Origin of the sequence: Limnospira sp. PMC 289.06, from assembly GCF_032350395.1 — a bacterium.
GTDB classification, from domain to species: Bacteria; Cyanobacteriota; Cyanobacteriia; order Cyanobacteriales; family Microcoleaceae; genus Limnospira; species Limnospira platensis.
In genome coordinates this window covers 1-9,223 of the sequence record NZ_JARPLC010000133.1, presented here as the reverse complement: position 1 = coordinate 9,223, position 9,223 = coordinate 1, and the positions used below count along the sequence as shown (strand labels likewise).

Here is a 9,223-nt window from a genome sequence, read left to right as displayed (position 1 = left end):
AGATGTCGGAAAGGCGATCGCACCCTACGATAATGTGGGATAATCTCAGCAGCAGCGGCGGTGCGTCAGATGAATAGATTTCCCGCCGATTAAGAAAGATGTCGGAAAGGCGATCGCACCCTACGATAATGTGGGATAATCTCAGCAGGTCTACCAAGTGGAGGAATGTGGCAATGACAGAAGATTCTAAATGTCCCCATGAGGAGGTAAAAGACATTTTGCGTCGGGCGCTAAAAGCCAAATCTGCTAGAGAAAGCAAACGCCTGCGACGGGAGGCGATGCGAATGATGATGGCGGCACCGGAACACTGTTTTTGGCGGGGAGAACCGCCCCAATATCGGGATGATTTACTGTATGTTGAAGCGGTGGCGGTCGCTTGGGATTATATAGAACGCAAAATTCATGGAAATGTTCGGGGTGGGAAAGTTTACGACCCCGATATTGACAACGCTGCTAGTCCCTTCACTCTCTGGGATATTCGCTGTAAAGGGGAGTATAAAAACCGACTGCAACAACGGCGGGAGTTAATCGATGATAATCCCCCCAAACCCGATCCGGAAACACCTTACAATATTGAAAATGAACCGCAGCCCTCGGTAGATATTCCCCGGTTAGAAGGTATCCGCCGCGAAATTGAAAACGACCCGACGGGAGAGTTAACGAGTTCTTTTGTCCGCCAAACCCCACCGCCGCCCATTACGGTTCAAGATGCTTTATTGTTCATTTACGATCGCGTCTCTAAGGGGGAAAAATACACCCTAAAATTGGTCGCCGAACATTTTAAGATACCGCCGGGAGTCGTCAACGGGGCTTGGAGTCGCACCATCAGTCCCCTGTTGAAAAAGATGGGCGATCGCCTTTCTCAGGAACTAGATTTAGATGGGGATATTTACCCCTATACAAGCTGTTAACCAGAGCCATATATTAACACCATGAACACTCAAGAATTATTCGGTCAACTGATTCCGATTCCGCCCAAAATAACCCAGTATTTACAAAGGCTTTCCCGTGACATTGAACCTTCCCAATTTTCAGAGATTGCCAAAAAAGCGATCGCTGTTTGGGTGGTGCATCGCTATCTAAAAAGGTTCGATTATCAATCGGATTTCCGCACCAGTAGCGCCTGGAATGTCGCCGCCCAGGTTTTGACAGATTTGGCGGATTTAGAAATCTTTGAAGATAGCCGCAGTTTGGGAATAGTTGAATGTATCCCCCTAGCGGCTGATGCCGAAAGTTTGGAGATTCCCGAAGGGTCGATAATAGGCGATCGCATTGCCTATATTGCCGTAGAAATTAACCCGCCCCAAACCTGGGGAAAAATTGTCGGATTTACCCCCGCCCTAGAAACAGAATATCCAGAACCGAGTATCGATCGCCAAGACCTGTTAGAATGCGATCGGCTGTTGGATTTATTGGAACTCGCCGAACCCCTCGCCGACCCGTCCCGATTTGCGGAATTAGAGTCCTATTGGTCCGGTTGGGGTGAATGGTCTGCGGAAGCACGCCAAGCAGTTGTCGCCCAACTGGAAAAAGCCCTATTATTAGAAACCAAGGAACCCCTACAAGTGGAGTCCGCCGCCCAGGAATTGGAAGCCTTAATCGCCCAATCTGTAGCCGACTCCGAGCGAGAATTGGCAATGCGAGAAGATCCAGAAAATGAGTCCCGCCAACAACTGCGATCGATTTTGCGGCGGTTATTCGAGTCATTGCGGGCAGCAGAAGATTAATCACCAGTTCCCCTACCCCCCAAGGGATGTCAAGGCTCTGGGAGGCTCCTGGGGCGTTTTGGTGGCGATCGCTGTTGAGGGTGCAACCAGCCCCTGCATAAAAAAATCATCATTTCCCAGAGTTAGTTATGTAAGGGGTTCCCCCCAACTATAACTATCAAATCCAAGGCAAAATCATGGAACACATTGCCAACATTCTGCCCAAGCTGATTCCCCATACCATCACCGCCCAAAATAGCCTTTTATATCCCGTGGTGGAAAATGCGATCGCCTCTTCTCAAATCCGCCTTGATAGGTTGCCCTACGCCGTGCGCTGGCACATTCCCGCTCACAAATATTCACAGGCTCAAGGCTTTATCCAACAACTGACCCAACCCGCCGGCGGCTACAACACCACCCTTTCCCATGGCAATTGGCTCAATCCCAGGGAGAAAAATTGGGTGGGGGAACCTATCGTTTTGGTGAAATCTTACATGACGGCGGCGATGTTGCAGCGACACCTCGGCGCGATGGTGCGGGGTTCCTACCGCATGGGTCGCACACTGGGAGAAGAGGCGATCGCTCTGGAAATTATCACCAATAATACCATGCTGATCATCCCCACAGACCGTCGGATCTCCCCTTGACTCCAGAGCGCTGTACCCCATCATTCTCCTGAAGCCCGCACCTATCCTAACCGGTGGGTGTCGGGAATATGTCATCGTATGCCAATTTTTCGATAAGATGAGAACTATAGACCGACAGTGAAACCGGAAGCAGAGACCATGGCTAAAACCGTTGCCGATGTAATGACCCCTAATCCCCTTGTGATTAGTCCTGATGCGCCCTTAACTGATGCGATCGCCCTACTAGCCCAGAACCGAATTGGGGGGCTTCCCGTGATGGATAACACGGGTAAATTGGTGGGCTTTATCTCGGAAACTGATATTATCTGGCAGCAAAGTGGCGTGACCCCACCAGCCTACATCACTATTCTCGACAGTGTGATTTATCTCGAAAATCCCTCTCGCTACGAAAAGGAATTACACAAAGCCCTCGGTCAAACCGTGGGAGACGTAATGAGTAACGGACCGATGATCACCATTAAACCAGATTGCTCTCTGTCAGAAGCAGCCCGGTTGATGAACCAAAAACAAGTGCATCGCCTGCCAGTTTTGGATGGGTCCAAAAAATTAATCGGTATTTTGACCTGTGGGGATATTATCCGAGTCATGGCTATAGGTACTGATGACGACTGAAGCCCATCGGTTTCCCCAGTTGTTGTTAGTTTTTTGATACATTTACGCGGCATTTTTCCGGTTCCGGATAATGCAACGATAGCACCATTACCTGTTAAGGTAATGGAGGCGGTATCCCGCAAAGCTTTTAGAAAGATGATCCAAAAGCACTGTTTAGCTTGGTAGTCTTAGACCTGATTTTTCGCTTCACCTTGGCAACCATGTTGGAAGTCTCGAAGATGAGCACAAAAAATTAGGCTGTTTTATGGGATGGTCAGGGATGCGACCCAATCAACCAAGGGGTTGAAGTTCTCACCGTCGGGAGTTATTTCGCGCATTTGGGCTCTATTTCATACCCGAACGTCTCGCACCATTGGTATGGTAGCGCATCGCCCTAATTGGTGGTTCAACTAATCTGCGATTAAATTAAGCTCTCATCGCAGAATAAGATGGGAATAGTCCTTAAAGGTTAGTTCTCCCCCTAGGGTGAGAGTAGCCCCGGACCTTAACCGACAGCAACTGCTTAACTGTTTAACCAAAATGACTATTACTCCAGAGTCCATTGTGCAACAACTGAGTTCGGAAAATCTTGGCGATCGCTTACGGGGGGTTAACCAAATCCGTCAACTCGAAAAAAGTATCGGCTTTGAATTACTGCAAAGGGCGATCGCTGACTCAGATACCCGAGTCCGATATGCAGCAGTTAGCCAAATGGCCAGCCTCGGACACCAAGATCGCGACCTCTCTTTAAACCTATTGCGCGATTGTCTGCTTAACGATCCAGAACCTGATGTCCAAGCAGCCGCCGCCGATTCCATCGGGGCTTTGAAACTCACAGAAGCCTTTGAAGACCTCCATCAGGTTTACCATAATACCTCCGAATGGTTGGTGCAATTGAGCATTATTGCCGCTTTAGGAGAATTGGGAGATCCGCGCGGCCTTGAACTCCTCGAACATGGCCTGATTCATGGCAACGAATTGATCCAAACCGTTGCGATCAGCGCTTTGGGAGAATTAGGCGATCGTCAAGCCATACCCCTATTAATATCCCGTGCATCAGACCCAGATTGGCAGATCCGCCACCGCATCGCCCAAGCCTTATCTCGCCTGGGGGGCGAGGAAGTTCAAGAGGTTTTGCAACAATTGGCTACTGATGAAGTCTCCCAAGTCGCCCAAGAAGCACAATCAACACACAATTCCTAAAATCTGGGTTTATCAGACGGTGCAATTTCTGGTAGCGTAAATATAAAGTACGAGCCGAAAAGGCTGATCTCGGCTAATCTATCGTTATTTGTACTTACGCTTATCCTTTTTGCTTGGGAGAAAAAAATGTTAACACTTCTGTTTCAAGTGCTTTTGGCGGCTTTGGTGATTGTGTCCTTCCTCATGATTGTCGCGGTTCCTGTGGCTTATGCTTCTCCTCAAAATTGGAGTCAGTCTAAGCCCCTCATTTTTATCGGTTCTGGCCTGTGGGCGGTGCTGGTGATTTTAGTAGGAGTTTTTAACTACTTAGTTGTTTAGCCCCCTCGGCTATTGACAATTAACTTAGTAGAGGTCAGAGGAATGGGGAAATCTTCCACCCCAAACCTCTATCCTCAAATACTCAACAGATAATTTAGACTATTTTATTATGACGGTTTTTGAAGGTACTTTTACTCAGCTTGAGTCCGTAAAGTTGGCGATCGTAATTGGTCGGTTTAACGATTTGATTACCACTAAACTACTAGAAGGGTGTCAAGATTGTTTAAAGCGACATGGGGTAAATCCTGACCCCCACGGGACTCAGGTTGATTATATTTGGGTTCCTGGTAGTTTTGAAATTCCCATGGTGGCTAATCAATTAGCCCTCAGCGGTCGCTATGATGCCATCATTTGTCTGGGGGCGGTCATTCGCGGACACACTCCCCATTTTGATTATGTGGCGGCGGAAGTGTCTAAAGGAATTGCGGCTTCTGCTTTCCAAACTGGCGTACCTGTGATATTTGGTATCTTAACTACTGATTCCATGCAACAGGCTTTGGAACGTGCCGGAATTAAAAGCAACAAGGGTTGGGATTATGCTATGAATGCCATGGAAATGGTAAGCCTAATGCGACAAATGCGCCATCAAGGACGCTCAGGGCCTTATTTACCTAATACTATTGGCGCAACATCAACTCCGGTTTTATCAGCCGGTGTTGATACGGATGAATCCTCGGAATTGTCCACAGAATCCGGCGATCGCTCTAATCCATAACAACCTAAATCAGATAATTAGGTAATTTCCCAATATTTAAGCTGTCAATTATCGGGTATTTGCGGGATGAGTTACCATGAAAATTAAACAGGCGATCGACCTCCATAAATTCTTGACTTTTCTAGTCGTCCTGGGGTTGATGGTGGCATATAATAACTTTACCATCGGCCCCTGGGTTTATCTCGCTCTCCACGGAACCTATGGGATTTTGTGGTTGTTAAAAAGCCGTATTTATCCAGATAAACAGTGGGAAGAAGAGGTGACTTGGTGGAAGGGAGTGGCGGTGTTTACCTTTTTAATATCATATTGGGTGGCTCCATTTCTATTAGTTAGTAGTTACTCAGAACCACCCCCTATATTGATTTCTGCCGCCATTTCTATTAACCTATTGGGCGTATTTTTGCACTACACCAGTGATGCTCAAAAATACTACACCTTAAAATATAAATCCGGATTAATTACGGAGGGATTTTTTGCCCGTTCTCGTAATATTAATTATGGGGGAGAAATTCTGATTTATCTCAGTTTTGCGATGTTAGCACAACATTGGCTACCGTTTGTGATTCTGGCATCATTTGCGATCGCTATTTTTATCCCCAATATGCTCAAAAAAGATAAATCCCTCTCCCGCTACCCGGAATTTGAACAATATCGCCAAAATTCTGGGCTACTCTTACCCAAATTATGGGGAAAAATCCCCGACTCTAACCCTAGTGCGATCGCCCCAAATAATGATGGATGATTCCCTGAATTTAATCAGACTGTTAAAAATAGTAAAGATATAGGGATAAAACAGACATATTGGGGGACAATGTGTTTAGGGAATACCACCAGAGGTAGTCCCGGATACCGTTTAGTTATTTACCCGATTCATTGGGTAGGGGGTTATAATATGGTACAAGCTGTTATTCATAGTACCGTCAAATATTCCATTAAAGTCATTCAAGACGAGGCGCGTAACCTGGTAGAAAAAGGATTAATCGATCGCCATCAACCAATTTACACCATGTGCCAGTATATCCCAGCCCGTGAGTGGGATTGGGTCGAGTGTGAATTAGAACAAAATGATTTTTTGCTCAGAGATAGGGTCATTGACCTCTTAGGTCGTGAGGATTGGAAGGAAGACTAGATTGATAAATAGGCATATTAGCGTGAATGTTCGCGTCAGCTTGATTAGGGCGCTGGCTAATTGCGCCCTGGTGACTGCTATTTGTGTATTTAGGGCTCCGTCAGAGAATCATTATTATTCTTGAATGGGGACGGTGGGCGATCGCTACTCCAAGCCCACCAAGCACAACCACATTGACAGTGATAAAATTCTTGCCACTTGCGGCGGTTATTATCCCCATATACAGGCGATCGGCGATTAATCCACACCTGTTGAGCTTCTAAACTGCTGGCCGAACATTGGGGACAGCAAAACTCGAAGGCGTGAACAGCATCACTGGTCCAGTTAGGCGGTGTTAGCTGAAAAGCATCCATTTTAATCAGACTTTTTGCCCTATTGTAGATTGTATTTGGCTGCCGCAACATACCTAATTCATATATATTTGTGTTTCAACCGGATTTGGTGCAAGATTCGTAGTAACCAAAATCCTCAGTATCCATTTATCATCTGGTGATAACTTAGCCCAGAGGTGTACATCCACCCCTTGATAAGTTATGGCATATTTAGATTTGAGGCGAAATTGGAGCCGATGGTTTCCGGGCAACCCCCCAACCCATCAATCACTATAGTTGTGGGTGCAGCTTCTCCAATTATTCAGTTTCCGCACTTAGGGAAAGATTTATGAATCCACTGCTGAATTTAATTTCCCTACTGGGAATTGCTGGTTTGTGCTTTATTGCTTGGTTAACTTCCGAAAACAAGCGCGTCATCCCCTGGAATGTGATCATTTGGGGAATAGGCTTACAAATGGTTATTGGACTCATTGTATTTGTCTTAGGTAGCCAATTAGTCGAGGGACTCAGCACCCTGCTTAACTCAATTTTGGACGCTTCCGAAGCTGGGGCGCGATTCTTATTTGGTGGACCACAATCAATTTTGGTAGCTGACCCAGACTTTCGCGCTGGTCCGGGTCCCGCTGGACGTTGGATTGCTAGGGCTGTGGGAACTCCCTATGTCGCAGTCCCAGGCGATCGCATTGGCCCCGATAATCTTAACCCCGGTTTTGCCTATGTTCTAGCATTTCGCGCCCTTCCTCAAGTCATTTTCTTTGCCGGTTTGGTCAGCTTATTATATCGACTGAATATCATTCAGCCAGTCGTGCAAATTTTCGCCAAAATATTTCAGAAAACCATGGGAATTAGTGGCGCTGAATCCCTATCCGGTGCCGCTAATATTTTTGTTGGTATTGAATCGGCGATCGCTGTTAAACCCTATTTATTAGACATGACCCGCAGCGAACTATGTGCCATTCTCGCCAGTTGTTTCGGGTCGATCGCTTCCTCCGTTTTAGCATTATATGCCGGATTTCTCAGGCCGACTTTTCCCAACATCACCGGACACCTAGTTTCTGCCTCCTTAATGACAATTCCCGCCTGCTTTGTCATTGCCAAAATTCTAGTACCAGAAACTGGTCAACCCAAAACTATGGGCAAAGTTCCCGAAGAACCAAAAACCGATAAAGCCAGCCTTCCTAACCCTATGGATAGCTTAATCGGTGGTGCTTTAGATGGCGTGAAAATGGCAGTAGGAATAGCCGCCGCCTTGATTGCCATTTTGGGAATGGTGGCGTTAGTTAATTTGGTCTTTCAGACTTTGGCAGGATTGTCCGAAAGTGATTTTTTCCTCCTTAGTTGGATAGGTAATCTATTTCAGGTCATTACCCTACAAAACATTTTGGGAGCCTTATTTTTACCTCTGACTTTTTTAACTGGGGTTTCCCTCGAATGGCAAGAACTATGGCAGTCTTCCCTGTTAATTGGCAGAAGGCTTTTGGAAACTAATATCCCCCCCTATCAAGCCCTCGCTCAACTTAATGCTAACGGCGAAATTAGCAACCGCGCCATGTTAATTGTTAGCTATGTTTTGTGCGGATTTACTCATTTTGCCTCCTATGGAATTTTCGTCGGTGGTTTATCTTCCTTAATTCCTAGCCGACGTTCGGAAGTCGCATCTTTAGGCTTTACTGCCTTATGGGCAGGTACTTTAGCCACTTTAATGACAGGCTGTATGGCGGGATTCTTTGACTTTGGAAATCCTGCTATTTTTGGAAAATAATTAACTAGATTAATTCGGGCTTATTTTGAGGAGGAATTATGCAACCAAAACGCCTGAAAATTATAGGCTTGGGACTCATCACCGCTTTACTTTTATTGGTGTTCGGTAATATGGATCGCCTACCATTTACCAGCATATCAGGAGAATCGGCGATCGCTCAACAGACCACTCCGACACCCACTCCGACACCCACCCCAGAAGCTACCCCAGAAGCTACCCCAGAAGCCACCCCAGAACCCGCACCGCCGCCGGAACCGACAAATTCTGTGGAAGCATTACCCCTAAGTGGTAGCGCCTTCAAGGACCCCCAAGGTCGTTTTGAGGTGGGGATTATTCAAGATTTTAATGTCGGGTTTGCGGGCAATTTTCCCCTGTTTGAGTCACCAGATGGTAACTTGGCTTATACAGTGGTAGCTAGATATCGCGAAAGCGATCGCACTTTACCCGAATTAGCGATCGCGCAAATTGCGATCGAAATCTTTGAGCGCGGGGAAGGTTTTAGACCCGGAAATTTTGAAACTTTGGGGACTGGGGAAGTACAAATGCCTTGGACAGGAACCTTAAAAATCGGAGCCAGAAGCCAGCCTATGTCAGGAGTAATTTTTGCTCGTCAAGCTGGTAATCAAATCCTAGTTTTATTAGTGTCTGCCACAGCAGCAGGAGCCCCCAACATAGAGGGAGCAGTTGCAGCTTTATCCGACACACTACAACCTCTGTAAAAGTAATTAATAATTAATAATTATTAATTATTAATTATTAATTATTAATTGTAGGGGCGGGTTCTGCCGTCAATTTTCCATCCCCACCAGGATATTAATAA

12 protein-coding genes are annotated in these 9,223 nt (G+C 46.4%); 11 read left to right on the top strand and 1 reads right to left on the bottom strand.

Features of this window, described 5'->3' with window-relative positions; all coding sequences use genetic code 11:
• Positions 1–173 precede the first annotated feature (173 nt).
• From P5674_RS20085 to P5674_RS20045, 9 genes are all read left to right on the top strand, one after another.
• The gene (locus P5674_RS20085; RefSeq protein WP_014275091.1) at positions 174–911 is read left to right on the top strand and encodes a hypothetical protein; all 738 of its coding nucleotides are present in this window, start codon (positions 174–176) and stop codon (positions 909–911) included.
• A 21-nt stretch (positions 912–932) separates the two neighbouring features.
• Complete coding sequence (locus tag P5674_RS20080; protein ID WP_006617711.1) at positions 933–1,727, top strand: DUF1822 family protein; 795 nt, start codon at positions 933–935, stop codon at positions 1,725–1,727.
• A gap of 176 nt (positions 1,728–1,903) precedes the next feature.
• A complete protein-coding gene (locus P5674_RS20075) occupies positions 1,904–2,353 on the top strand; it encodes a hypothetical protein (protein WP_006617712.1) in 450 nt (149 codons plus the stop codon).
• 138 nt (positions 2,354–2,491) lie between these two features.
• Positions 2,492–2,965: a CBS domain-containing protein gene (locus P5674_RS20070; RefSeq protein ID WP_006617713.1), complete on the top strand. Its 474-nt coding sequence runs from the start codon at positions 2,492–2,494 to the stop codon at positions 2,963–2,965.
• Positions 2,966–3,484: 519 nt separating this feature from the next.
• Positions 3,485–4,147: a phycobilisome degradation protein NblB gene (nblB, locus tag P5674_RS20065; protein WP_014275093.1), complete on the top strand. Its 663-nt coding sequence runs from the start codon at positions 3,485–3,487 to the stop codon at positions 4,145–4,147.
• Between the two features lie 126 nt (positions 4,148–4,273).
• A complete protein-coding gene (gene psbZ / locus P5674_RS20060; RefSeq protein ID WP_006617715.1) occupies positions 4,274–4,465 on the top strand; it encodes a photosystem II reaction center protein PsbZ in 192 nt (63 codons plus the stop codon).
• 109 nt (positions 4,466–4,574) lie between these two features.
• Positions 4,575–5,180, top strand: coding sequence for a 6,7-dimethyl-8-ribityllumazine synthase (gene ribH / locus P5674_RS20055; RefSeq protein ID WP_006617716.1), 606 nt, complete (start codon positions 4,575–4,577; stop codon positions 5,178–5,180).
• A 76-nt stretch (positions 5,181–5,256) separates the two neighbouring features.
• Positions 5,257–5,922, top strand: coding sequence for a methyltransferase family protein (locus P5674_RS20050; protein WP_006617717.1), 666 nt, complete (start codon positions 5,257–5,259; stop codon positions 5,920–5,922).
• Between the two features lie 150 nt (positions 5,923–6,072).
• Positions 6,073–6,309: a DUF4327 family protein gene (locus P5674_RS20045; protein ID WP_014275094.1), complete on the top strand. Its 237-nt coding sequence runs from the start codon at positions 6,073–6,075 to the stop codon at positions 6,307–6,309.
• Between the two features lie 89 nt (positions 6,310–6,398).
• Here the strand turns inward: P5674_RS20045 and P5674_RS20040 are convergent, their stop codons facing one another.
• Complete coding sequence (locus tag P5674_RS20040) at positions 6,399–6,662, bottom strand: hypothetical protein (protein WP_014275095.1); 264 nt, start codon at positions 6,660–6,662, stop codon at positions 6,399–6,401.
• A gap of 307 nt (positions 6,663–6,969) precedes the next feature.
• On the opposite strand from P5674_RS20040, the gene P5674_RS20035 reads away from it, so the two are divergent.
• Complete coding sequence (locus P5674_RS20035; RefSeq protein ID WP_315670223.1) at positions 6,970–8,403, top strand: nucleoside transporter C-terminal domain-containing protein; 1,434 nt, start codon at positions 6,970–6,972, stop codon at positions 8,401–8,403.
• 38 nt (positions 8,404–8,441) lie between these two features.
• Complete coding sequence (locus P5674_RS20030) at positions 8,442–9,122, top strand: hypothetical protein (protein ID WP_006621012.1); 681 nt, start codon at positions 8,442–8,444, stop codon at positions 9,120–9,122.
• Positions 9,123–9,223 lie beyond the last annotated feature (101 nt).

Excerpts from the sequence above, each read along its gene's own strand:
- P5674_RS20085 (WP_014275091.1), top strand. The coding sequence starts at position 174 with ATGACAGAAGATTCTAAATGTCCCCATGAGGAGGTAAAAGACATTTTG.
- P5674_RS20080 (WP_006617711.1), top strand. The coding sequence starts at position 933 with ATGAACACTCAAGAATTATTCGGTCAACTGATTCCGATTCCGCCCAAA.
- P5674_RS20075 (WP_006617712.1), top strand. The coding sequence starts at position 1,904 with ATGGAACACATTGCCAACATTCTGCCCAAGCTGATTCCCCATACCATC.
- P5674_RS20070 (WP_006617713.1), top strand. The coding sequence starts at position 2,492 with ATGGCTAAAACCGTTGCCGATGTAATGACCCCTAATCCCCTTGTGATT.
- nblB (WP_014275093.1), top strand. The coding sequence starts at position 3,485 with ATGACTATTACTCCAGAGTCCATTGTGCAACAACTGAGTTCGGAAAAT.
- psbZ (WP_006617715.1), top strand. The coding sequence starts at position 4,274 with ATGTTAACACTTCTGTTTCAAGTGCTTTTGGCGGCTTTGGTGATTGTG.
- ribH (WP_006617716.1), top strand. The coding sequence starts at position 4,575 with ATGACGGTTTTTGAAGGTACTTTTACTCAGCTTGAGTCCGTAAAGTTG.
- P5674_RS20050 (WP_006617717.1), top strand. The coding sequence starts at position 5,257 with ATGAAAATTAAACAGGCGATCGACCTCCATAAATTCTTGACTTTTCTA.
- P5674_RS20045 (WP_014275094.1), top strand. The coding sequence starts at position 6,073 with ATGGTACAAGCTGTTATTCATAGTACCGTCAAATATTCCATTAAAGTC.
- P5674_RS20040 (WP_014275095.1), bottom strand. The coding sequence starts at position 6,662 with ATGGATGCTTTTCAGCTAACACCGCCTAACTGGACCAGTGATGCTGTT.
- P5674_RS20035 (WP_315670223.1), top strand. The coding sequence starts at position 6,970 with ATGAATCCACTGCTGAATTTAATTTCCCTACTGGGAATTGCTGGTTTG.
- P5674_RS20030 (WP_006621012.1), top strand. The coding sequence starts at position 8,442 with ATGCAACCAAAACGCCTGAAAATTATAGGCTTGGGACTCATCACCGCT.